The 23,400-nt window shown below is 44.2% G+C and carries 19 protein-coding genes; 13 read left to right on the top strand and 6 right to left on the bottom strand.

Going from position 1 to position 23,400, the window contains the following annotated elements:
- The first annotated feature begins 75 nt into the window (after positions 1-75).
- The 7 genes from K08M4_RS08460 (at position 76) to K08M4_RS08430 (ending at position 6,408) form a co-directional block, all read left to right on the top strand.
- A complete protein-coding gene (locus tag K08M4_RS08460; protein ID WP_004734731.1) occupies positions 76-261 on the top strand; it encodes a hypothetical protein in 186 nt (61 codons plus the stop codon).
- A gap of 235 nt (positions 262-496) precedes the next feature.
- The gene (locus K08M4_RS08455; RefSeq protein ID WP_086049565.1) at positions 497-1,870 is read left to right on the top strand and encodes a YcjX family GTP-binding protein; all 1,374 of its coding nucleotides are present in this window, start codon (positions 497-499) and stop codon (positions 1,868-1,870) included.
- Between the two features lie 14 nt (positions 1,871-1,884).
- On the top strand, positions 1,885-2,937 hold the full coding sequence (locus tag K08M4_RS08450; RefSeq protein ID WP_086049564.1) for a YcjF family protein: 1,053 nt from the start codon (positions 1,885-1,887) through the stop codon (positions 2,935-2,937).
- Between the two features lie 187 nt (positions 2,938-3,124).
- A complete protein-coding gene (tyrR, locus tag K08M4_RS08445) occupies positions 3,125-4,669 on the top strand; it encodes a transcriptional regulator TyrR (protein WP_086049563.1) in 1,545 nt (514 codons plus the stop codon).
- A 74-nt stretch (positions 4,670-4,743) separates the two neighbouring features.
- A complete protein-coding gene (gene rimJ, locus K08M4_RS08440; RefSeq protein WP_086049562.1) occupies positions 4,744-5,331 on the top strand; it encodes a ribosomal protein S5-alanine N-acetyltransferase in 588 nt (195 codons plus the stop codon).
- Positions 5,332-5,451: 120 nt separating this feature from the next.
- Positions 5,452-5,925, top strand: coding sequence for a DUF2947 domain-containing protein (locus K08M4_RS08435; RefSeq protein WP_004734736.1), 474 nt, complete (start codon positions 5,452-5,454; stop codon positions 5,923-5,925).
- Positions 5,926-6,192: 267 nt separating this feature from the next.
- Positions 6,193-6,408: a hypothetical protein gene (locus K08M4_RS08430; RefSeq protein ID WP_086049561.1), complete on the top strand. Its 216-nt coding sequence runs from the start codon at positions 6,193-6,195 to the stop codon at positions 6,406-6,408.
- A gap of 172 nt (positions 6,409-6,580) precedes the next feature.
- Here K08M4_RS08430 and K08M4_RS08425 read toward each other — a convergent pair whose 3' ends face one another.
- The 3 genes from K08M4_RS08425 to K08M4_RS08415 form a co-directional block, all read right to left on the bottom strand.
- Positions 6,581-9,421 (bottom strand): Hsp70 family protein, encoded by a 2,841-nt coding sequence (locus tag K08M4_RS08425; protein WP_086049560.1) that lies wholly within the window; start codon positions 9,419-9,421, stop codon positions 6,581-6,583.
- Positions 9,422-9,559: 138 nt separating this feature from the next.
- The gene (locus tag K08M4_RS08420; protein ID WP_157665740.1) at positions 9,560-11,467 is read right to left on the bottom strand and encodes an Hsp70 family protein; all 1,908 of its coding nucleotides are present in this window, start codon (positions 11,465-11,467) and stop codon (positions 9,560-9,562) included.
- Positions 11,467-12,099 carry a DUF2760 domain-containing protein gene (locus tag K08M4_RS08415; RefSeq protein ID WP_086049558.1) on the bottom strand — a complete coding sequence of 211 codons (633 nt, stop codon included), beginning with the start codon at positions 12,097-12,099 and terminating at the stop codon, positions 11,467-11,469. Before K08M4_RS08415 ends, K08M4_RS08420 begins: the two co-directional genes overlap by 1 nt.
- A gap of 348 nt (positions 12,100-12,447) precedes the next feature.
- On the opposite strand from K08M4_RS08415, the gene K08M4_RS08410 reads away from it, so the two are divergent.
- Together K08M4_RS08410 and K08M4_RS08405 are read left to right on the top strand one after the other, a co-directional pair.
- Positions 12,448-13,986, top strand: coding sequence for a sensor domain-containing diguanylate cyclase (locus K08M4_RS08410; protein WP_086049557.1), 1,539 nt, complete (start codon positions 12,448-12,450; stop codon positions 13,984-13,986).
- 87 nt (positions 13,987-14,073) lie between these two features.
- Complete coding sequence (locus K08M4_RS08405) at positions 14,074-14,604, top strand: 3'-5' exonuclease (protein WP_065678715.1); 531 nt, start codon at positions 14,074-14,076, stop codon at positions 14,602-14,604.
- A gap of 136 nt (positions 14,605-14,740) precedes the next feature.
- Here the strand turns inward: K08M4_RS08405 and K08M4_RS08400 are convergent, their stop codons facing one another.
- From K08M4_RS08400 to K08M4_RS08390, 3 genes are all read right to left on the bottom strand, one after another.
- Positions 14,741-15,190: a tellurite resistance TerB family protein gene (locus tag K08M4_RS08400; protein WP_086049556.1), complete on the bottom strand. Its 450-nt coding sequence runs from the start codon at positions 15,188-15,190 to the stop codon at positions 14,741-14,743.
- A 113-nt stretch (positions 15,191-15,303) separates the two neighbouring features.
- Positions 15,304-17,385: a metallophosphoesterase family protein gene (locus K08M4_RS08395; RefSeq protein WP_086049555.1), complete on the bottom strand. Its 2,082-nt coding sequence runs from the start codon at positions 17,383-17,385 to the stop codon at positions 15,304-15,306.
- 24 nt (positions 17,386-17,409) lie between these two features.
- Complete coding sequence (locus K08M4_RS08390; protein WP_086049554.1) at positions 17,410-18,015, bottom strand: VC1380 family protein; 606 nt, start codon at positions 18,013-18,015, stop codon at positions 17,410-17,412.
- A gap of 81 nt (positions 18,016-18,096) precedes the next feature.
- On the opposite strand from K08M4_RS08390, the gene K08M4_RS08385 reads away from it, so the two are divergent.
- The 4 genes from K08M4_RS08385 (at position 18,097) to K08M4_RS08370 (ending at position 23,400) form a co-directional block, all read left to right on the top strand.
- The gene (locus K08M4_RS08385) at positions 18,097-19,410 is read left to right on the top strand and encodes a MipA/OmpV family protein (RefSeq protein ID WP_086049553.1); all 1,314 of its coding nucleotides are present in this window, start codon (positions 18,097-18,099) and stop codon (positions 19,408-19,410) included.
- Positions 19,411-19,819: 409 nt separating this feature from the next.
- Positions 19,820-21,121: a hypothetical protein gene (locus K08M4_RS08380; RefSeq protein WP_086049552.1), complete on the top strand. Its 1,302-nt coding sequence runs from the start codon at positions 19,820-19,822 to the stop codon at positions 21,119-21,121.
- A gap of 14 nt (positions 21,122-21,135) precedes the next feature.
- Positions 21,136-22,119 (top strand): hypothetical protein, encoded by a 984-nt coding sequence (locus K08M4_RS08375; RefSeq protein WP_086049551.1) that lies wholly within the window; start codon positions 21,136-21,138, stop codon positions 22,117-22,119.
- Between the two features lie 156 nt (positions 22,120-22,275).
- Positions 22,276-23,400, top strand: coding sequence for an ABC transporter ATP-binding protein (locus tag K08M4_RS08370; protein ID WP_086049550.1), 1,125 nt, complete (start codon positions 22,276-22,278; stop codon positions 23,398-23,400).

The following is a 23,400-nucleotide window of genomic DNA, read 5'->3' as shown; positions in this document are numbered from 1 at the left end:
TATTTGCACTTTTGTCATATTATCAATGATATAGTGATAAACACATAGTTTAATATAAGAACATAGGAGAGAGGAATGCCTCGTTTTATTCAGATCCTACAGATTATCTTGGCAGTGGTGATTGGTGCTTTTGTTGGCTACGACCTGATCTTGAAAGGGATCAGCATCTTTGATAATAAATACGTGACGATTACTTGTGCGCTTTGGCTAATTGCAGAGATTGCACTGTTTGTTATCTACAAGTTGATTGAAGACGATTAAGAGTCGGATATCGCAGAAAAATTCTAAAGCCCCTGATTATGAATGTAGTCAGGGGCTTTTGTTCATCTAGCATTAAGAATGGGTATTGCATACTCGTCAACGTAAGCAAAAGCAAAAGCAAAAGAAAAAGCAAAAGCTCAAGCAAAAGCATACACACTATCCCAACAGGGAAAGAACATAGGCTAGCCTATCTATTATCATAACCGACTGGCCTAACTATCACGGAGTCGTTCAAATGAAACACCTAACTCAAGAAATGAGTGACTTTATAAGCAGAGGAACGGATTCTCACATTCGAGTCGCGGTCACGGGGCTTTCTCGTGCGGGTAAGACAGCCTTCATTACTTCGCTGGTTAATCAGCTTCTTCATACGTCTACCCATAAAAACCTGCCTCTACTTGCATCGGCGAGAGACGGCAGAATTATTGGCGCTAAGCGCATTCCTCAACACAACATGATGATCCCACGCTTCTCTTATGATGAAGCGATGGAATCTTTGAATGCGCAGCCACCAGAATGGCCAGTGCCGACGCGCGATGTCAGTGAGATTCGTCTAGCCATCAAATATAAGCCTGCGAAGGGCGCGAAAAAGCTACTGAGCAAAAACAGCACCCTTTATCTAGATATTGTTGATTATCCGGGAGAGTGGCTGCTTGATTTGCCGTTACTGGATATGGACTTTGATACTTGGAGCCAATCTCAGTTTGCCGCATTGAAAGGTGACAGAGAAACTTACTCGCAACAGTGGAACGCAATACGTGGTGATATTGATTTGCTAGCAGAAGCGGACGAAAAGAAACTGGTCGCAATTGCTGATAGCTACACTCAGTATCTGCATACCTGTAAGAGTAATGGGTTGCATTGGGTTCAACCTGGTCGCTTCGTATTACCCGGTGAGCTTGAAGGTGCGCCTGTGCTGCAATTCTTCCCGTGTATTGAACCTGAGGGGAAGTTCTCAAAAACCAGTAATTATGCAGTGTTGAAGGCGCGTTATGAAGAGTATCAACAGAAGGTCGTAAAGGCGTTCTATAAGAATCACTTTGCTACGTTTGACAGACAAATTGTTCTGGTGGATTGCTTACAACCACTTAATGCGGGCTATGACTCTTTCATGGACATGCGTGGTGCGTTAGAACAACTATTGAAGAGTTTTAAGTACGGTAGAAGCAATATCTTAAGACGCTTGTTTGCGCCTAAGATCGACAAGATATTGTTCGCAGCAACCAAGGCCGATCACGTGACACCGGATCAACATCCGAACTTGGTATCGCTGTTACAACAGATGGTTCACCCGGCTTGGCAACAGGCGGCGTTTGAACACATTGATATGAGTTGCATGAGTATCGCGTCAATTCAAGCGACAAGCGCGGGTTATATCTCATCGGGTTCAAACAATGTTCCTGCATTGCAAGGCGTCACATTGGATAACGTACCACGAACTATGTATCCGGGTGAGGTGCCGCACAAACTGCCGAACAAACAGTATTGGGAAACTAATCAGTTCGATTTCACAAGCTTTAGGCCAATGGAACAACACTCCGATGAGCCTTGTCAGCACCTAAGAGTCGACAAGGTATTAGAGTACCTTATTGGCGACAAGTTGAAGTAATTGAGGTAATCAAAATGAGTGAATTAAAAACAAAGCAGGTCTTTAATGAACCTTTGAAGACCTCGTTCGATGAGCCGGATAAGAATGAAGTTACCCCAGACTTGGGGGCTCAAAAGCTATTCACGGAACAAGAGAAGTTTGTGCCCGTCGCACCACAAGTGGAAACCGACCTTGATGGTGACGCTGAGCAGCAATTGGAACAAGTGATTCGCCCGAGCAAAAAGAAGAAGTGGTTTGGAACTGGCTTGTTAGTTGCTTTCTCTGGTCTGGTGGGTTGGCAGGCGATTGACTCTGTCATCACTGCAGTTCAAACAGCCGACTGGCTGGCGTTAGGTTGGGCTGGCTTTATTGCTGCGATTGCCTCATTGGGTTTAGGTGCAATAGGCAAAGAGCTGTGGAAGCTACGCTCACTGAAACAGCATTTCAACGTGCAAGAGCAGAGTGAAGAGCTATTACAAAGCCAGAGTGTCGGTAAAGGCAAAGCGTTCTGTGAAAACATTGCGAAGCAGAGCGGTATTGTCGCTGAGTCTCCAGCTTATGATAAGTGGCGAAATAGCATTAACCCGGCGCACAGTGATGCTGAAGTATTAGATATGTACGATGCACTCGTTGTTGCCCAACAAGACAAAGTGGCGACTCAAATTGTCACTAAGTTCTCGACCGAATCGGCAGCCTTGGTTGCTGTGAGCCCATTAGCGGCAGCAGACATGTTACTGGTCGCGTGGCGTAATTTTACCATGATAGACAAGCTTGCTGATGTGTATGGTATTGAATTGGGTTACTGGTCTCGCATTAAGTTGTTCAAGTTAGTGTTAATCAACATGGCAGTGGCAGGCGCGAGTGAGTTGGCGATCGATGCGAGCATGGATATCGTCTCGATGGATCTTGCAGGTAAAGTTTCAGCTCGGGCAGGGCAAGGGCTAGGTGTTGGTATCCTCACTGCTAGACTGGGTTTAAAAGCCATGACGTTGTTGCGTCCTATGCCTTGGCATAATGAGCGAAAAGTAAAACTATCCGACCTTCGCAAAGCCGTCCTTTCTGAAATAAAGCGCATTACCTTAAAGTAAAGCGAAGTACTTAAAATTGAAATGTAGGAAATCAAGTGAATTACCTTCCTATAAAGTCTATATACACAAGGAAGTTGAGTGATTTGCGAGCGAAGAGTAAACATATGTTTACTCTTCTTCTTGACTGAACTTAGAGCTTAATCCAAACTACTGTCAACTTATCCTGACACCTATAATAGGACTATTTGTGCGTCTTGAAGTATTGTGTGAAGACAGACTCGGCTTAACGCGCGAGTTGCTCGATATCTTGGCCTCAAAAAGCATTGATTTAAGAGGAATCGAAATTGATGTTAAAGGTATTATTTACCTAAATTGCCCGGATATTAATTTTGATGCTTTTAGTGAACTTATGGCTGAAATTCGCCGAATTTCAGGTGTGAAGGATGTACGTAAAATTCAATTTATGCCGAGTGAAAGGCATAACACTGAGCTAATTGCTCTGCTTGCTAACCTACCTGACCCAGTGATCGCGATTGACCTTAAAGGCTCAGTCGATATGGCGAACCACGCTGCATTGAACCTCTTCAACAAGCAAGAAGACGAAGTTATCGGTGAGCCGTTAGCGACGTTTGTTCCTAGCTTTAATTTTGCTCGTTGGATTGAAGGTGATGTAACGCGTCATCGCGAAGTCGTGGTGCTAGATGGCCTAGATTTCTCTATTGAAATCCTGCCTATTTATCTTGGTGGAGATGTCAACGAAGCAGTACTGGCCAGCGCAGTAATGACGATTCGTTCTTGTAACCAAGAGATGAACTCGCCAGATGCGATCCCAGAACAGAACAACCTAGGCTTTGAACATTTTGTCGGTGTCTCTAACCGTCACAAAGCCTTGATCAGTCAAGCTAAGAAACTGGCTATGTTAGATCAACCTCTGCTTATTGAAGGGGACACAGGTACGGGTAAAGAGATGCTGGCGAAATCGTGTCATAACCGCTCGAATCGATCGTCTTTCCCATTCTTGATTCTAAGCTGTGCATCGATGCCTGATGACGTAGCGGAAACGGAATTATTTGGTCATGCTCCGGGTTCATTCAACCATGAACAAGGTCATAAAGGCATTTTCGAACAAGCCAATGGCGGCACGGTATTTTTAGATGAGATTGGCGAAATGAGCCCGCATCTGCAAATAAAATTGCTTCGTTTCCTTCAAGATGGTTCATTCCGACGTGTTGGCGAAGAAGAAGAGATGCACGCTGATGTTCGTATTATCGCTTCAACACGCCATCGCTTATCTGAATTAGCCGATTCAGGTTCGTTCCGTGAAGACTTGTTCTATCGTCTAAATGTTTTGACTCTATCGATTCCAGCCTTGCGAGAACGTTCTAATGACGTTGCCCCTTTATTGGAATTGTTTGTTGCGAAATACGCACAACAGCTAGGCATGTTAAAACCAAAGTTGACTCAAGAACTAATCGACCAATTAGGTAACTACCAATGGCCGGGCAATATTCGTCAGTTAGACAATATGGTACTTCGCGCCTTGACTGAGCTAGATTCTGATACGTTAACCGTTGAGCAATTTCATTTACCACAACTTGATACTATGACTGCTGGAATGGCGAACTTAAGCTTAGACGGCTCTCTTGACGAGATCATGAAAGACTATGAATCTCAGATTCTAGAGAAGCTTTATCAGTCATTCCCATCAAGCCGTAAGTTAGCAAAACGATTAAATGTTTCTCACACCTCAATAGCGAACAAACTTCGCGATTATGGTATTAGAAAGAGCTGATGCTATTAGACTGCTAAATTCGGTCAGAGTGAGGCAGTGACGTAACAACGAGACAAAAGAATAAGAACAAGACTATGGAAGATTCGAGTACGCCGGAACGTATTTATAAGCGTGATGGAAACCTGATTTTACGAACGGCTGAGATCTATGATGCATGCATGATCAGTGAGTACTTTCAGGTTAACAGAGAGTACCTTAAGCCTTGGGAACCGACTCGAGAAGATGCTTTCTTTGACAGAGCGGATTGGGTGCAGCGGTTGATGAAGTTAAACGAACTTCATAAATTGGGGCTCGGTTATTACTGTTTACTGATTGATGCTGATTCTAACGAAATGTTAGGTACGATATCGTTCAGCAATTTGTCTCGTTTTCCGTTCTACGCATGTAATGTAGGTTACTCTTTAAGTGAAAGCGCACAGGGTCATGGTTACATGCGAAGAGGCTTGAGCATGGCAAAAGACTACATGTTTGATGTGCAGAACATGCACCGCTTAATGGCGGGCTACATGCCTCACAACGAACGTAGTGCGGGTGTATTAGAGCACCTTGGTTTTGTTCAAGAAGGCTTTGCCAAAGATTACCTACAGATTAACGGTAAATGGGAAGATCACGTGTTAACGGCACTGGTAAACGCAAACTGGCAAGATAAACGCTCGCTATGAGCGTGAAAAAATGAATTTAGATCCAGCGGAGAACATAAACAAAATGAAGTCATCGCTGCATCGAAAGAACATATAGGCATGGTAAATCCATAAGCCTGAGAAGATATTTGAGGAAATTTGATGTCATATACAACTTTGGACGAATACCAAAGAAAATGGATTTTCACTCATCAGTCAATGCCACTGCCGGCTGAGGATTTGGAAAAGATTAAGCCAATGACACAGGCGAGAGCATCACAGTTTTGGAAAGAGAACGTGAGCCCTCAAAGCCCAGATGCAGAAAGACTCAGTTCGCAAGACTGGCCAAGCAAAGCGTCGAACTGGAATGAAGAGATCAGCTGGATGGCAAATTGGGAAGCCGATGAGCCTGAAATGCCAGAAGAAATCCTTAACTTCATTGATTGGCAAGATGACGTAACTGTTTATTTTTGCTACGAAAAATACAATGTACTTGAAACCAAATGGTCGGTTTTCAAGAAGCATTGGAAAAACTTTTTGTTCTACGATGATGGCCCAATTTTACTAGGTCGTCGCCGTTCAGAAGCACTTTGGTTTGCAACAAATGGTACCGTTAAAATTGGCAACCGTGCTTAAGTTGGTTTGATTTAATCGAGCCAGTATTGGCTATCTGATCAACAGATAGATAGACAAGAAGCGAGCATTGAGCTCGCTTTTTTTGTACTTAAAGATCGTCGAAGATCGGTGTGAAACACACACCATGTGAAGTTGTTTCCTGATGCGGATTTCCACTAGCCCAGACCTGGTATTTTTCGAAAGTGAGATCGCTATCTCATTGGGTTAGTTGAAGTTTTATGGGTATGAGCTATCTTTATATTACTGCCTTAGTGGAGGTGAAGTATTATGATTTGGGAAACTCTCGAACGTGTAAATAAACTTCGCAAGGAAGCAATGGAGGATCCAGAGTTTTTGGATTCAGCAAAAATGCATGAGGCGTGGCTTTTAAGCGAAACTCATAATCAATCGAACAAAGGAGCTAAAGAGAAGAAACCGAAAAAGCTATCTGACATTTATGAAAATACGGATTTTCCTATCAACCCAACAGGAACGAAACATTAACAATGATGAACTGCAACACGGCTGAGGCTCTTAACCAAAAAGCGATAAGTCGACTAAACATACCAGCCTTAAGCCACCAATAAAAAAGCCACTTTCAACGAACCGAAAGTGGCTTTTTCTTTTCTCGTTAGCTCCTTTACTCATTAACAACTAAAGCTAATCGTTTTGAATACTAGCTATTGATCAGGCTTAAGCCGCTTGGTAATGCATCACCAAATACACGCTTAGACTCGCTCTCAGAAAGCTCAGTGACTTCACTCACTAGCGTTAGCCATGAATCAGGTACCTTGCTTTGCTTTAATTTATCAAGAACTTGAGCACGGTAGTCATCAGAGATATCGAACTGTCGGTCACCCGTCTTACGACAGATCATCACCGCCGCGAAGGCAATCATCTGCTCTTTCTGCCAATTCTGGTCAAGCAGCTTTGGTAACCACTGTTCTGCTTGCTCTCTTGGAATGACGCTGTGTTGGCTTCCATATAAAGGTGTACGAGATGCTAAGCGACCCAGAGCCCACCAGTGAGCCTGTTCGAACTGATTATGGTTAATTGCTTTGCTCAAGAACCATGTAGCCAATAGAACTTTATCTTCCACCTCGAGTTGCTCAAGGGACGCTGCCAATCTCACCATGGCTTCATAGCCATTGTCTTGCGCATCTTTCGCTGTCTTAGGGTTCTTCATTGCACCTGGGTGAAGGTACTTCGCGATATCAGCCAAGATGGTTTCTTGCTGTTCTTGATTCAGGCCACCCGCAACACGACGCCAGAATACCCACCAGTCCGTCCAACCTTGGTGGTTCTGGAACTGAATGTTTTGTTGGTAAAGGCCCCAAATTTGTTCGATACGCCATGAGTCAGTCGGATCGCCAAAGCCTGGACGCAGCGAGTAACCCGCCAAACGCAGCCAGTTCTTCTCGTGTGCTTCTGAACGACGACGGCGTTTACGACCTAATGAAAAGGTATCAAACAGGTGGCGAAGGGTCGTGAAGTCCCATTCATCACGCTTACCGAGTCGCTTCTCAAGATCTTTCGATAGTGTTTTGATCTCTTTCGATTCAGCACTCTTCTTGTTGCCGCTGTACAGACGAGAAATCAATTCCTTACATTCATCCAGCCTTGGGTGAAGTTTAGCGGAATCAGACTCATCGCCTTGCTTGTTTCTGACTTCAAACTCGAGCAACCAACGTTTAGAGTCATCTTCTGTACTCACACACTCCATTTTCAGTGTGCCGACTTCTGTTAATTGACACGCGAGCAATACTTCGACGCGTTCTTTTTGGTTGGCTTGGAGCTCTGCAGTACCTGAACCTTCCAGTGTTGAAATATACGGTGGAAGAGGGGAGAACAAGTCAGCGTCGACATTGACCATCACACCATTTTGAATAGCGGTGTCATGAGCAATTTGATCGTGGGTTGAAGTTAGAAGATTAAATCGTACCGGTTCGCCTAAAGTCAGTGAGAAACGACGGCTGTTCAAGCGTATCTCTTGGCCTTCTTCTGTCCCTTTGGCAAGCAAACAAAGCGCTTTGCCCATCTTGTTCTTCTCTTGTAGATGCAAGAAGTAAGAACGAGCAGCGCCGCCACCGATTTTCAGTTGTGCACCACGGCGTGCTTTACCAAAAGCTACAGCACCAAGGGCTACAGACCAGTCAGGGTGAGGGTTATCTAAGACGGTGATTGGTGCACCGTTCCAATTGCCAAGTAACTGAGTAATTCGCTCTGTTACCAGTTCACTGTTGAACACACCACCATTGAGTAGCACACCAACAGGAATTGCAGGTTTGGTATCATCAAACTCAACAGAGTCTGACTTTTCCAATGCGGCTTTAGATACTTGCTGGTGGGTCGCCAGGAATTCGGCAACGTGCTTACTTACAGCAGGGTCAGCAGCGTAGGGCAGGCCGAACTCAACCACCGCGCTGCGGCGTTTGTCGGGTACTTCCGTAAACTCAGAAAGCGGGAAGAAACCTTCCAGAGCAATCTGATGAACTTCTTGCTTGGTTAAACCAATACTCTTGGTTCCGCCAAGCAGTTTTGAACCGCTGCCCAGCATGGTGATCTTCACATCGTCTGGCGCATTAGCAGAAAGCAGGCTCTCTTTTGCGGCGCGAGTTTGTTGAATCAGTTTGGTTAGGCTAGACGCATTCAACTTTTTGTTTTGATTAAAGCGTTGCTCTGCAAGGTGGGCAAGAGCCAAATCGAGGTTATCCCCCCCTAGCATCAAGTGTTCGCCGACGCCGATACGGTCGAGTGCGAGTTCTTGGTCGCCGCCATTATTTGAGTTGAAGCTTGCTTCGATCAAACTTAAATCGGTAGTACCACCACCAACATCACACACTAGAATCAGCGGGATTTGTTGAAGTTCGTCTGCAGCGGTTTGTTGGTGACGGGCGTACCAGTCGTAACACACAGCTTGAGGCTCTTCGAGTAACAGAATCTTACCTAAACCAGCAAGTGTTGCCGCTTCGAGTGTCAGCTTACGTGCTGTCTCATCGAATGAAGCAGGAACAGTTACTACAACGTCTTGGTTTTCAAGCTTATTGCTTGGGTTACGGTAGTTCCATGCTTGACGGATGTGGTTCAGGTAGCTTGCGCTTGCGACAACAGGAGACACCTTATCGACGTCAGTTGCGCCAGCCCAAGGCAGAATGTCGGAGTTACGATCAACCGCTTGGTGAGATAACCAGCTCTTAGCACTGGATATTTGGCGGCCTTCAACTTTTGCGCCCAGTTCGCGAGCCCACTCACCAACGATGACGTTTTGAATATCACCTTCCACCAAGCTCGGTTCCCAAGGCATAGTGAGATCGGAAGGAGAGATCTGACCTTGTGCGGGATGATAACGAAATGATGGAAGTAGGGGCTTGCGAACCACTTCACCGGGGCCGATGAGTTGGTCAATATCGAAAAGAGAAACGGGAGCATGTTGTAGGTCGTCGTTGATTTCACAGTAAGCGACAACAGTATTGGTTGTGCCTAAGTCAATGCCGACTAAAAAACGAGGAGATGCCATACAAAACCTTATTCTGCCAAAGTGATGACCAGTTAATGGATAATCTTGGTCTTATTATTGTCTTTGGAATGCTTTTAATACAGGGCTAGGGAATCGCATTGATAAAGTAACGGCACCCGCTAAGGTGCCGTTGATTCATTATGCTTCTACGTTTGAGTCGTTATTCGAGTCTTCACGAACGTCGAACTCAACATGCCATTTCTGACCATTGTCAGTGGCTATCGCTTCTAGGTATAACGTGCCTAATTCAGTAACACGAGACGCCAAAGTCACCGGAACCACTTCACCTTCGCGACGACCTTCAGAAACAGGCAGTGTCACTTGGATTTCAGGAAGCTCATCAAGATCTTCTGGAGCCCAGTGATCAAGGTGCGTACCTGCTTGGTCTTCACGACGTGTTGTTGAACCGAAGAATTGGAAGTGTACTGGCTGACCAATCACTAGACCGAACTCTTGGCTAGGAACTTGAACGCTTGAGCCTTCTTCCATACCAAATGGTGCAACACACAGTGCTTCCATTGGAGGAGCCATACCTGGGATAGCTGGCATCGCGCTTTCAATTCCTACATAGTAAGAAGAAGCGATACCACCGCGGATACGAACGCCTTGACCACGACGTACTGCGCCGTAGTAAGAAGCGCCACTTGCAACCGCTAGGTCTAAGTCTAAGCCTGAAAGCTGTTTAGCGAATTCTGCGTCTGCATTAATTAGCCATTCATTGATCGTGTCTGAAAGACGATCAGCAAGTAGGTTAGATTTTAGAACACCACCATTGAACAGTACCGCTGTTGGTTTGATGAAGTCTGCTGCTGGCGCTTCTGTACCGGGCATACCGGGCATGTTTGCAAACGGGTTGAAATCTTGTTGAGCGGCTTCGCTATTTCCAGAAAGCGCATTGGCTTGCTTAGAAAGGAATGCAGCAATATGACGAGTAATACCCGCATCTTGAGCGTAAGGCAGACCCATTTGAGTCAGTGCACCACGAGTTTTCTGTACTGGGTGATCCGTTACAGCGACTTGTGGGAAGAAGCCATCAACCAATGTTTGTTGTACTTCTTGCTGAGTCAGTTCTGTTTTCAGTGTTGCGCCAAGTAGCTTAGAGCCACGGCTTGGAACAACGATTGGCACAGATTGAAGCTCAGCATCGTTAAGCAGTGCTTCTTTCGCATCACGACACGCGTGAGTCATCGCTTGAACCTGCCAAGGAGCCAGTTCTTTACCTTCTTGAGCTAACTTCATTTTCAGACGATAAGCTAACGCTAAGTCCATGTTGTCGCCGCCAAGTAGGATATGTTCACCAACTGCGATACGGTTCAGACTTAGGTTGCCTTCATCTTGTGTTACTTCAACCAACGAAAGGTCGGTTGTACCACCACCGATATCAACAACAAGAACGATGTCGCCAACGTTCACTTCATCGCGCCATGTGTCGTTGCTGTTATCAATCCAGCTGTAAAGAGCCGCTTGTGGCTCCTCAAGAAGCGTTAAGTGAGTGAAACCAACATTACGCGCAGCTTCAGCTGTTAGGTCACGAGCTGCAGGATCAAACGAAGCTGGAACGGTGATCGTTACATCTTGGTCTGCCAGTTGGTGTTCTGGGTTAGCGTGGTTCCAAGCATCTTTCAAGTGCTCTAGGTACAACTCAGTTGTCTTAAGCGGAGATACTTTTTCAACTTCTTCAGGGCTACCTGCAGGAAGGAAAGCATCACGACGGTTCACACCACCGTGGCATAGCCAAGATTTAGCACTTGCGACCAAGCGGATAGGGGTTTTAGAACCAAGGTTACGCGCAATAGCACCCACCAGTGCTTTAGGCTCAGAAGACCAAGGCAGAACGCGAGAACCCGCGTTCATTTCATGTTCGTGCGGCTGGTATAGAAACGAGCCAAGTTGGCTGCGAGTTTCTACTGTACCAGGTGCCGTTAGCTGAGGGATTTGCATCACCTCTACACGAGCATCTTCATTGGTTGTGTCGATGTAAGACAAAACGCAGTGTGTTGTACCTAAATCGATACCAACACTGAACTTCGGCGCTTGATGTTCCATTATAGCTCCACCTCTGCTGGTGCAATCACAGATGCATCGTAGTTCTCAGCAAGCTTAGGCAGGTTCATGTCAGTTGCTTTCCAACCTTTGTGAACCAATGTGCCATTGAACGGTGCATTGCCCGTTACGTTGCCTGTTAGGCGAATTTCTTGAGGGTTGAAACCTTCAGCGATAGTGATACGCGTTTCTTCATCTTCGCTGCGGATGTGAGAAAGCGTTACGTAGTCCGCTAATACTTTTTTACCGCCAGTGTGAATAACACGTGCTGCTGCGCCAACTTCTTCGTCAGAGAACGAAGTCAGATCTTCTTTTAGGAAGTCGATTAAACGCGCTTCTTGTTGCATGATAGACAGAAGTTGCATTGCAGAATCTGTCGGTGCTGTTGCCAGCTTAGATTCAACTTCAACGACTTTCTCGATTACTTTTTCAACTTCAACCACTTTCTCTACTTCGACAATTTTTTCAACTTGCTTTTCAACTTCAACGATCTTCTCTACTGGTTTTTCTACGACTTTCTCAACCACTTGGGTTTTACGAGAAACGGCAATGAGCAGTAGTAAAACGCTTGATGCAGTTAGGCCTGCGTGAAGCATATCAAACGTTTGTGGGATTAGGTTCAAATCAACGATCATAGTGATTTCTCTTTAAAATTGATTTAACGGTATATTCGTCGGTTTAAAGGAATATACAGATTGGAAAGAAACTCGGTAGCACGAGACTGAAACGGTCGCTTTCAAGCTATAAATATGGGTGGATACTAGCATATTCAAGGCTTAAGAGGTGTATTTAATGTTTTCAAACAAGTGGCTTTTTAGTGTGTTAGCTTGAAATTTAGTCGAGATTTGTCTGGTTATTGGTCATGGGGGTCAGTAAAATTTACAAAATGCCCGTTTAATGTGACATTTAGGACTAAACATGAATGGAGCATTATATCCGTCCGTTATATACTTTTCATTCAATAGAGCCTATTTGGAACCCGCATGCCCCAAACTACTGACCCACTAATAGGGTTGAAGAGACAAACTCTCCCGTTGGTCGTATTTTCGGTCAGTTTTTTGATTACTGTTTTGTGCTTTGTATTAGTCATGCTTAATCAAAAGCGTGCGCTGAATATGAATTTGGATAGTTTTGCTACTCACCAGACATTGAGCTTGGAAGCCTTTATAGATAATGATGTTGCATATATTGGGTCTGGTGCTAATTTTTTCTACGCAAATGACCCTGAAAATTGGGATAAGTTTGATCGCTTTGCTAAGCAAACCATAGATGATTCAAAGAGTTTAATTGCCTTGCAGTGGATGCAAAAAGTGCCCGCAGACGAGATAGCTGAGCACACGGCGAAAATGAAAGAAAAGTACCCAATCTTTAAGCTGTATACCATTCCTAAGAACCAAGCAAAAACCTATGGCTACATTTTGGATGGTCAGCCAGCTTTCGTTGCTAGCGATATTTTCCCCAATACAGAACCAAACAACAAAGTTCTTGGCTTTTACTCTTCTAGAGAGCGATTTGATCTCGTTCTAGATAATATCAAACAGACACGTAAGGCGAATATTTCAGACAAAGTTCGCTTGATACAAGATGGGCTAGATAAAGACACGAAAAAGAGTGGCATGTTGGTGTATCACCCTGTCTTTGAGGGAGAGAGTGACAACTTACTCGGCGTTGTAATTGGTGTGGTTCGCACCACATACTATTTTGAGAACTTGCTGGCTTCGACGGTTGGGGATATGAATGTTTATGTCCGCGTTAGTGATGTCGGTTTTGAAGCCGAAGATGCACCTGTCTTGTTCGAAACGAAAGGTTATGAGGGTGTGACTGGACAACATATCACCAAGAAAATCACACTCACTAACCGTGAATGGGTTGTCGACTTCAAGATAGACTCATGCATTTCGTTTAATGGTTACCTGGTGTTGGCCGGGATTGCCCTCGTGGGCACGACTATTTCACTGTTGCTTTCTTATATCGTTAAACTGCAAGTCCAAGAAAAAGTACGCCTGTATAAAATGATTGATGAAAGAACGGAAGAACTCCGTTTTCTAGCCAATCATGACAGCCTCACAGAGATTTATAATCGACGAGCCTTTAATAAGGTGCTCGATAAAGCGATACAAGGTGACAAGCCGTTTAGCTTGATTGGATTTGATGTCGATAAATTTAAAGGGATTAATGATCAATTTGGCCACCCAGCTGGTGATGCCTTGCTTGTGCATGTGATTAAACAGATTTCATTGAACTTAAAAGAAGGGGACAACTTGTTCCGTGTCGGTGGCGATGAGTTTTGTATTATATCAAGCATTTCCGCTCGTGAAGCTTTGAAGTTTTACCTTGAATGTATTTTACACAGCGTAAGTGATTCTTGCTGCGAGCACAAAGGTCAACTTTTGAGTTGTACTCTAAGTATCGGTGCTACCATCCGCAGTAAAGAGGATATTGAAGAACTCCTTCAAAAAACCGACAGCATGTTGTATCAAAGCAAGTCAGATGGCCGAAATCGAGTCACAATTGCAGGCTAAATGAGCACTTGATGCAACTAGGGTCGAGTTCTGTATTAGGCTCATGTACAATTTGACAAAATTTTTGACGAGAGAATTAGGCGACGTATGAATCACAATCGAGTGGTATGTTTCGATTTGGAAATGTGCTGTTGGAGCGAAGACGGTGTGGGAACAACAGGGGAGATCATTGAAGTTGGTCTTGCTGAGATTGACCTAACATCTGGTACTATCGTCAAGCGAGCACAATACTACGTTAAGCCAGAGAAAGACGAAGTATCTCTGTTCTGTGCCGAGTTAACCGGTATTACACCTCGTAAAATCGAAAAGCAGGGGCGCCCATTAGAATCGGTCATCAAGTCGATGATTAAAAACTTTGGTGGTCCGAAAAAAATCTATGCAGCGTGGGGACGTGATGACCTTATCTTACACAAAGAATGCATAGAGAAAGGCATTGAGCCACCATTTAGCGAGTTTTTAAACATCGCAACGCTTTATCGTATTCAAAATAGATTGAAAGAAAAACGCATTGGCCATCGTGCGGCTCAAGAAGCGAAAAATATCGAGTGGGAAGGCCGTCAGCACTCCGGCTATGTCGATGCTTATAATCTTGCGAAGCTGACATTAACAATGTTGTAACGAAATTGTTGTAGCTGAATTTTTAAAACCTCTCAGTTTTATTCTTCTAGCTTTCAGTGCTATCCATTCAAAAAAAGCGACGGGTTTCTTGGCCCGTCGCTTTTTTTATTTATGCTCAAACTAATCATTTCATGCTCTAATCTTCGCCTAAAACGCTCAACTTACTTTTGATGAAGTCTTTGTGGTCAACATAAAGAAGTTCTGCGGTTTTGCGGATCACTGAATCTTCAAGTGGGTCAATCTCTCCATCCGCATGCGCGACTTCCCACATAGCTTTGATTAAGTCTATGCGAACCGGCTGAGAAAGCTCTCGCAGTTGAGAAGTGAAATCGTACAGAGAAACAGATTGTTCAACTTGAGGCTCAGCTTGTGTTAACAAAGCTCTTGATTCTTCTTCGCTTATGTTCAGTAAGCGCTGAAGTAAGTGCAGTTTGGCTTGTTGCTCTGATTCGTTGATCGCGTGGTCTGCACCAGCGACTTCGCATAACAAGCTGGCGATGGCTAAGTTAGGTGAGGCAGTGGGCGTTTTGCCTAAATCAGAGCCGTCAACTAATTGTTTAAATAACGAGGTAAGTGAGTTAAACATAAAAGCATTCCAGTTATAGTGAATATTATTACTATTGGGTCTACTGAGTGTGATCGCAAGCGTCTTTACTTAAAACTGACATTACGAAGAGGTCAGCAATAAGGAACACTTGTTTAGTAAGGTTCAGGAAAGCGTGTCACTTTTCCATCACCACTTAACGTCGTAATCGCTTGTGGTTTACCGTCGCTATCTAATCTTAATTCACCAATCGCACTGCGGTTTGAAAGGCGATAGAAGGTTTGATTGTCTGGACTGCGCTTTTCGATCTTCAAGCGCTTACGTTTCGTGAAATAGTTCAAAATTGAGCGAGGGCTGTATAACAGGCGATCCCACACATCGCAGAATTTAAGCAGCGAAGCTGGGAACTGATTTTTAATACCACTGCAGGTAATCTGATAAATGTTCGGGCTATTTCGGCGGTACCTAAGCTTGATATCGTAAGCAAAGGAGTAGTGAACATCACCAGAAAGTACCACGAAATTGGTCGGTGTTTTGGTATGGGTAAAGATACTGATCAGCGTATTAGCACTGCCCGGATGCGCCATCCAGTTTTCAGCGTCAATCACTAATGGCTTGCCAATTGTGGTCGCCATCTTTTGCAGTGTTTCAATAAACTTCACACCAAACATAGGCGCAGCTGAAACGATGACGACTTTATCTTGATGCATCAATTGATGTTGAAATTCAATCAAGGCCTCCCAGTCCATCAAACCTGAAGGTTTATTCATGCGAGACTCTGAACGCCAGCGACGGGTTCGAGTATCCAACACAATGACTTTGGGCGAAGTATCTATCGTGTAATGCCACTCTTCAAAGCGACTCAGCATCTCTATGAAGGCTTGATGCTTGTCTGGTTCTATGTTGCCAAGAGATTGAGTCGTCGCGGCATCGTCGGTTTCACTGTTCGTTTGTTTAAGAACGCACGATTGATCAACAAAAAGCTGTTTTGCTTGCTCGATGAACTTTTCGTCGAAGCTCTCCGGTTTGTTACCCCAACCCTGACACATCCAGTAAGCCGTAAGGCCGTTACCAATGACTTGAGTTGCGAACTGGTTTTGGTCTACGGCATGTTCCCAACCCACGGTAAGATTCCAATCATCAGTAACATCGTGATCGTCAAAGATCATGTACGTAGGGATATGCGCGAACAGACGTTGTACTTGTGGTAAGCCAGCAATGAAATCATCCATGATGACGCTTTCATCACGCCATTGTTGCTGTTCAGTTGGTGTTAATTGACGTCCACCTTGAGTGAAATTATTCTCAATGAGTCGCTCTCGATTAACACATTGCCACAGTGTCGGAGACCAAACCAACAGGTACATGGCGATAAATTCAGACAGCGTGACCAAGTGGTTTTCACAATTGGTAGAGCTAAAAATCGGCACACCACGATTCGGAAAGAACTTATCGAGCATGGATTCTGAAGTGGTGTGGTGTGGCAAGTACTGATCACGTTGATATAAGTGATATTCGCTCTCAAATAAGGCGTCACTGCTGTTGATTCGGTTAACTTGCGAGTCAGTCGGTAAACTCTCACCCACTAAACCGAGCAATTGAATCACTTGCTGAATAGCATCAAGTGTTGGGCCTGCCACATGGTCGGCGTAGATCTGATCACCGCTCATCATCAGCATATCGGGTCTTTCAGCGACGGTTTGATCGGCTATCTTGTTATCTGCCGCGACTAGGCTGTCTTTGCTTGGATGATGTGGATTACGGCAAGAGCCATGAAGAATGTAATGAGCCGAGGTCGAGATCTTAAACTCAACGCGAGATTTACCGTTGTAAACAAGGTGAGGGGTAAGCTCTTTTAATGAGCCTGACTCTGTGTGAACGTCATACTCTAGAAGAGTATTCGTCGGGAACTCGCCTTGTAAGCGGATGAGCGTCACCCACGCATGTGTACCGATTTGAATCGAATCATGCTCTTCAAGCGATGAGGTATAAAACGGTTGTTCCGGCTCTACGTGAGAATGATCTTTTTGGTTAGGAAGAGTTGTTTCTCGAACAAGGTCTGTTTCACAAGTGAGAACGGCTTCGCGAGTAAGCTTTGATTCACCCGTATAAAGCTCAACCCTGCCTATGAGGGGCGAGCTGGTGGCTAACCAAAGTACCACTTCAGTAGCAGTTGTTTTTCTTAAAATGGGTCCAGCGAGTAACAGGGGAAGAGATGATGTCGTAGAGGGTTTCAATACGGTACCTAAAATCGTTGGTGGCTAGTCGTCGTGGCGTTGTTTTGTTTCGAGCTTGTCCGTTTCAGGCTGAGTGGTCTCAAGCTTTAGTTCTTCAAGTTCAGCTATGTCAGATTCTGTTGTTTTATGCTCTGTAACCTCAGGCTCTGTGGTTTCATGCTGGGTTGCTTCAGGCTTTGTCATTTCAGATTCTGCTGATTCAAGCTCTGTTGATTCCGATTCTGTTGATTCAAGCTCTGTCGATTCAAGTATTTCGATAACTTCCGAGCTAGAAAGTTCATGGCCCATTAGAAATATTGCCAATAGGGCATCGGCTTTGGTCTTGGTATCGGAAGGCTCGTCTAACAACAGTTCGAGCTTTTCTCGAATCATAGCAATCTCGTGCTCAACAAAGCCACGGCCTTCTTCATCCCCTTGATTGTCTTCAGGGGCATTATCGAATTCAAGAAATAGCATGTCGCCGTCTAGGTTGGTATCCACCAAACGCTCGGGCAGCCATGCCTCACCCACAACAATATCTGGATCGGAATCTTTGGGTAACTGATCTATAATGTTTTGTAATTCGGAGACTTTCACAATACTTTCATTTAACCGAGAATATTCTACATTGTAACGGTCAATGCCGATCAAACCTAAAAATAGTTAGCCATCATGGTTAATAAATGTCTATTCAGTTACACAATATTTATTACAAAGAGTAATTACATAAGAATGAAGCTCAAATATTTACCGACTCTCACTTCAACTGGAGTGGCTTTACTAAGTAGCGCTTTCCTAAGTGCTAATGCGTGGGCTGCTGAAGAACAAGAGTGGGGCATCGCTGCAATGTTCCGTACTGCAAGCATCCCTTATGACACGTCTGGTGGTGACCAATCGGTTAACTCATTCGTACCGATGCTGTTTTTCAAGAACGACTATGTGTTCATTGATGGTACCGAGATGGGTGCTTATCTTTATCAAACAGATGACGAGAAATGGTCTTTTAATGCTATTTCTCGCATGCGTTTTATTGATATCCCAGCTTCTGAGCAGAACGCAATTGAAGGCGATACGGCGGACTTCGGTGCTCAACTGACCTACCAACTTGATGGTCCTTGGTCTGCCGAGACGGAATTAATGAGCGACAGTGAATTCAACCTCCATGGTAACTTACGTGCGAAAGCCAAGTATGAAACCGGAGATTGGGAGTTTTACCCGAGCGCGACACTGCGTTATAAAAGTGCTGACTTCAATAGCGAGTATTACTCAGCAGCCAATGAAGCCATCGGCGCAGGTGTGGATCTGAATGTCGGTATAGAAGCGCGTTACCATGTGGTTTCGAACTTATACTTATTGGGCTCAACCAGTGTGACTCGACTGGATGACAACGCCTACGATTCGTCGATTGTTGAAGACCGTTATCAAGGCGAACTTTACCTTGGTTTTGGCTTTTTCAATGATAAAACCAAAGCGCCAAAACCTAAGCTGAGTAATGCGCCGTATTTACGTGTTGCACACGGCTGGGCGACGCCATCGAATATTGGCGACATCATGAAATTCAACAGGGAGAAAGACGAATACAACAACCAGTTGACCTCCTTCTTCTATGGCCACCCGTTAACCGATGAGATCTTCGGTTTCCCATTGGACATCTACTTAACACCGGGTATCGCGCATCACTGGAATTCAGATGTTCAGTCAAGCAGCACTGAATACATTGTCGCTATCAAAGCGTATTATACTTTCGACTGGCCGACACAATGGCGTGTTGGTGTGGCAGAAGGTATGTCTTACATCGATTCGCTGACTTACATCGAAGCGAAAGAGATGAAAGAGAAGGGGTATAACGGGAGCCACTTGCTTAATTATCTCGACTTTTCGGTCGATGTAAACGTAGGCGATTTGGTGGGTAAGAATGACCTGAACAATTTATGGTTCGGTTACTCATTGCATCACCGTTCTGCAATCTTTGAAAACGCATCCCAGTTCGGGCGTATCAAAGGCGGCAGTAACTACAACACGGTTTATTTCCAATATGAGTTTTAACGATAACCTGTAGTTTAAAGTTCAGTTTAACGTCATACAAGCCAACTTTCGTTTACGGGGTTGGCTTGTTTTGTATGGCTTTCACAAAAGTGGTGTGATCAATGTATTTTCTGCTTTTTGCATAAACGATTTATGTATCCTTTTTATTTGTAACCTTGCCGTAACAGCGATATTGCCTCACTCGCTCTCTATTTATCTACAGAAAACATGATAACTCTCTCACATGTTTAGCTTAAATGCTTAAAGGTTTAAGCATTTAATATTGTTCGGGTAATCCCATAATCACAAAAGGTAAATGACCACATTGCTGACAATGTTACCCAGATGGGAATATCCGTTGTGAAACGTTTAAACACAAAGGTCGATACGAGAAATGATAAAAAAAAGCCTTTTAGCTACCTGTACCCTCATGGCTAGCATGTCTGCGTTCGCTGATGTCACAATCACCGAACTTACCGTTAATCCACAGCTCTACCCAATAGGGTTTGAACAACATTTACAAAGAAACTTGGACTTCTTTGTTGATGGCGTAGGTGTTGATCAAAAAGCCAAAGTTCCATACGACACGATTTTCGTCGATAAAAATGGCCAGATTGAACACGACTATTATGTCAACACAACAGAGATTGGCCTGTACCTAAATGTGCTTGTTGAAGCTCATAAAAACGGCAATGCTGATGCACTAATACGTATCCATGAAACACTGGATGCGTTGGCAGGGGCCCCTACTTGGAAAGGTCTGTTCTTCTGGCCTTACGATATTGAGGGAGAGCAACTGAAACCAAACAAAGATGGCATTGTTCCCGCCGTAGATAACGCAAACTTAGCATTTGCTCTTGCGGGTGTAGCCGGCGCTTATCTTGACTCAAAGCAATCAGACGAAAAAGAAGTTGTTGCTAAGGTTGAGTCTATTCTTAAGAGCCAAACAGATGGTTGGTCAGCACTCTATGATGAAAGCCGAGGTCTGCTCTATTCTGGGTGGTCAACGAAGAAAGAAGCGCCACTATCATATCATATAGATCGTAAAGCAAATGAGAGTCGATTAGCCCCAGTCTGGGCTCACTTAATTACTCAAAACTCAGAAAATACGGTCCCGAAAACTGCGTTCAATGATATGGAGTTATATACGCAAGACTACTACCTCGATGGCAAAAAATATTCGCCTATGTTGACTTGGGATGGCGCTTATTTCCAAGGCATGCTTTCAATGATCTGGTTGGAAGAGCGAACATTGATTCCTGATTTCTCAATGATTGAAGATATGACTGAGATTCAGAAGTACCACGCGATAAAGCATCAAATTCCTTTTGTTTCTTCAGCCGCAACTGTTGACGATGGTTATGCTGCGTTCGGAGTCCCACAGTTATCAGAGTCTAAAGTCCGTTTTAATAACACAGACCTTGCAGGTGGTGAAACGGGTACGCCTCATGCGCTAGCCCTTTCTTACATGGTGAACCCATTTGAAGCTGTCAGTCTGTTAAACACAGTGATTGATTACTACCCACAACTCGAAACACCATACGGTTGGTATGACGCAATCAACGGTAAAGGTGAAACATCAACAAAAATTCTATCTCTTGATCAAGGGATGTTCGTTGGTGCGTTCCTTTCTCCTGCAATCAACAAAGATGTGCGTAAGTACCTAGAAAGCAAAAACTATTACGCTGCCATTGTTGATATGTATGAAACCTTTGAGCCTAACAATAAATAAAAAGGAAATGCGTCGTGAATTTTGAAAAAGCAGTGAAAGCAAAAAAAATCGTCAAGGCCATTAGCCTAATCCCGTTTATCGCAATGGCTGTTCCGTCTTTGGTCAGTGCGGACGAAATTAAAGAAGAAGTGACAGAGCAGGCCGAAGTCGGCTTGTGGAGCGACCATCAATACAGAGAGCTTATTCTGGAAACGGAGTCGGCCAAAAGCAGTAATGCGCCACCTCGAACGCGTGCATTAACAGGTATCGAATACGAACATATTGACAATGAAAACCAACCAAACGAGGAGCTTCTGCACTATATCTACGCTGATGGTTTTACGCGAGTCACAGACACCTTCAGCATGGGGTATGTATTCAAAGAAATACATCACAGTCGTGGAGGTGAAAGTACCGGTCAAAGTAATTACTCTGAAATCATCCCGAGTTTTTACTGGCGTCAAAATGACAATGTTGCCTACAACCTTATGTTGTCATACGAAAAAACGATCGGTGAGTGGCACTACGATAAGTACATGGCAAAACCTGGGATTGACTTGAGCTTTGGTCGTCACTTTTTACATTTAAGTGCGGAGATTGGTTACAAAGATGAAAGACAAGGACCAGGAAGCCGTGGGTCGTTTATTGAATCTGAGCCTTTGTATCTTTATCGCTTAGATAACGGCATCAACATTGGTGCAAAAGTTATCTATGTTGAAGAGAATAATGATTTTAACTACGTCGAGTTTGCTGTTAAACCCTTAATTCAATTCAACTTTGATAACGGAAATTACTTAGAACTTCGTTATGAAAGAGGTACGTTAGATATGGGGTCTGATCCTAATAACCGCGACCATTTTGATTATGATGTGTATGCCTTGTACACGGATCTTCCTATCAATGAACACTTTTCTTTCTTAGCGGATATTCAGATTAAAGATCGCCATGCGGATCCTGCACCATGGACAGGGGATCAATTGGTTTGGTTCTCTAAGGTCGGCATCGTTTGGAAGTTCTAAGAGATTGATTTAGTCATCGTGGGGTTACACATTCGCTTGCTGTAAACATGAATTTGATAGCCCCACTTCTAACCCATTTACACTATTGTTTGGATATATCAGATAGGAAGGTCTGACCCAAATAGTGAGCGCATTTACAAATAGGAATGCAGAATCATGGCGAAAGTAACGCTAAAAAATGTAAATAAAGTCTATGAAAACGGCTTCCATGCTATCCACGATGTGAGTTTAGATATCAAAGATGGTGAGTTCATGGTGCTCGTTGGTCCATCTGGTTGTGCTAAGTCCACCATGCTGAGAATGGTAGCGGGTTTGGAGAGCATCACAGGCGGTGAGCTGATGATTGGTGATCGCGAGTGTAATGATTTGCCGCCAAAAGATCGTGGTATCGCGATGGTATTCCAGAACTACGCTCTGTACCCGCACATGACCGCTTATGAAAACCTAGCGTTTGGGTTAGAGACAGCTAAAAAATCCAAAGCAGAAATTAAAGAGCGGGTTATTAGGGCAGCAGAACTTTTAGAGATTACTGACCTACTGGATAGAAAGCCAAAGCAGATGTCCGGAGGACAGCGTCAACGTGTAGCTTTGGGTCGAGCGATGGTCCGTAACCCGGATGTTTTTTTATTCGATGAACCACTATCTAACCTAGATGCGAAATTACGTGTGTCGATGCGCCGTCGAATTATTCGTCTACATAACCAACTTCAAGAGTCAGGTAAGCCTGCGACCATGATCTACGTAACACATGATCAGGTCGAAGCTATGACCATGGGTGACCGTGTTTGCATTCTCAATCAAGGCCGTATTATGCAAGTTGATTCGCCCATGAATGTTTATCACAATCCGAAAAATAAATTTGTCGCGGAGTTTATCGGTTCACCAGCAATGAACATGCTCGAAGGCACTCTGTTAGAGCAAAGTGGCAAAGTTTGCGTTCAACTTAATGAACACACGATTGAACTATCGCAGGACCATCAAGAAAAAGCGAAGGCGTGGATAGGACAACGTGTTCACCTTGGTATTCGTCCTGAGCACCTGTCTGTATCTGAACAGGCTAATCACCATACGCTACCAGCAAAGGTTGAAGCGAAAGAAGAGCTAGGATCGGAAGTTTACTTACACATAAACATCTTTGATAAGCCAATGGTTTGCAAGCTACTAGACACAGAACATACACCGGAAGTCGGCACTCACTGCCATATTCAACTTCAAGTCGAGAAATGCCACGTCTTTGATGACGCTTCTCAAGAAAATATCCACTACACAGTTTCAAAATAA

The sequence above is a fragment of the Vibrio syngnathi genome, assembly GCF_002119525.1.
Classification (GTDB): Bacteria; Pseudomonadota; Gammaproteobacteria; order Enterobacterales; family Vibrionaceae; genus Vibrio; species Vibrio syngnathi.
The sequence above is the reverse complement of the archived record's forward strand: the minus strand, read 5'-3'. Positions and strand labels throughout refer to the sequence as shown.

Excerpts from the sequence above, each read along its gene's own strand:
- K08M4_RS08420 (WP_157665740.1), bottom strand. The coding sequence starts at position 11,467 with ATGGAACATCAAGCGCCGAAGTTCAGTGTTGGTATCGATTTAGGTACA.
- rimJ (WP_086049562.1), top strand. The coding sequence starts at position 4,744 with ATGGAAGATTCGAGTACGCCGGAACGTATTTATAAGCGTGATGGAAAC.
- K08M4_RS08410 (WP_086049557.1), top strand. The coding sequence starts at position 12,448 with ATGCCCCAAACTACTGACCCACTAATAGGGTTGAAGAGACAAACTCTC.
- K08M4_RS08385 (WP_086049553.1), top strand. The coding sequence starts at position 18,097 with ATGAAGCTCAAATATTTACCGACTCTCACTTCAACTGGAGTGGCTTTA.
- K08M4_RS08415 (WP_086049558.1), bottom strand. The coding sequence starts at position 12,099 with ATGATCGTTGATTTGAACCTAATCCCACAAACGTTTGATATGCTTCAC.
- K08M4_RS08370 (WP_086049550.1), top strand. The coding sequence starts at position 22,276 with ATGGCGAAAGTAACGCTAAAAAATGTAAATAAAGTCTATGAAAACGGC.
- K08M4_RS08450 (WP_086049564.1), top strand. The coding sequence starts at position 1,885 with ATGAGTGAATTAAAAACAAAGCAGGTCTTTAATGAACCTTTGAAGACC.
- K08M4_RS08425 (WP_086049560.1), bottom strand. The coding sequence starts at position 9,421 with ATGGCATCTCCTCGTTTTTTAGTCGGCATTGACTTAGGCACAACCAAT.
- K08M4_RS08455 (WP_086049565.1), top strand. The coding sequence starts at position 497 with ATGAAACACCTAACTCAAGAAATGAGTGACTTTATAAGCAGAGGAACG.
- K08M4_RS08405 (WP_065678715.1), top strand. The coding sequence starts at position 14,074 with ATGAATCACAATCGAGTGGTATGTTTCGATTTGGAAATGTGCTGTTGG.
- K08M4_RS08460 (WP_004734731.1), top strand. The coding sequence starts at position 76 with ATGCCTCGTTTTATTCAGATCCTACAGATTATCTTGGCAGTGGTGATT.
- K08M4_RS08430 (WP_086049561.1), top strand. The coding sequence starts at position 6,193 with ATGATTTGGGAAACTCTCGAACGTGTAAATAAACTTCGCAAGGAAGCA.
- K08M4_RS08400 (WP_086049556.1), bottom strand. The coding sequence starts at position 15,190 with ATGTTTAACTCACTTACCTCGTTATTTAAACAATTAGTTGACGGCTCT.
- K08M4_RS08380 (WP_086049552.1), top strand. The coding sequence starts at position 19,820 with ATGGCTAGCATGTCTGCGTTCGCTGATGTCACAATCACCGAACTTACC.
- K08M4_RS08435 (WP_004734736.1), top strand. The coding sequence starts at position 5,452 with ATGTCATATACAACTTTGGACGAATACCAAAGAAAATGGATTTTCACT.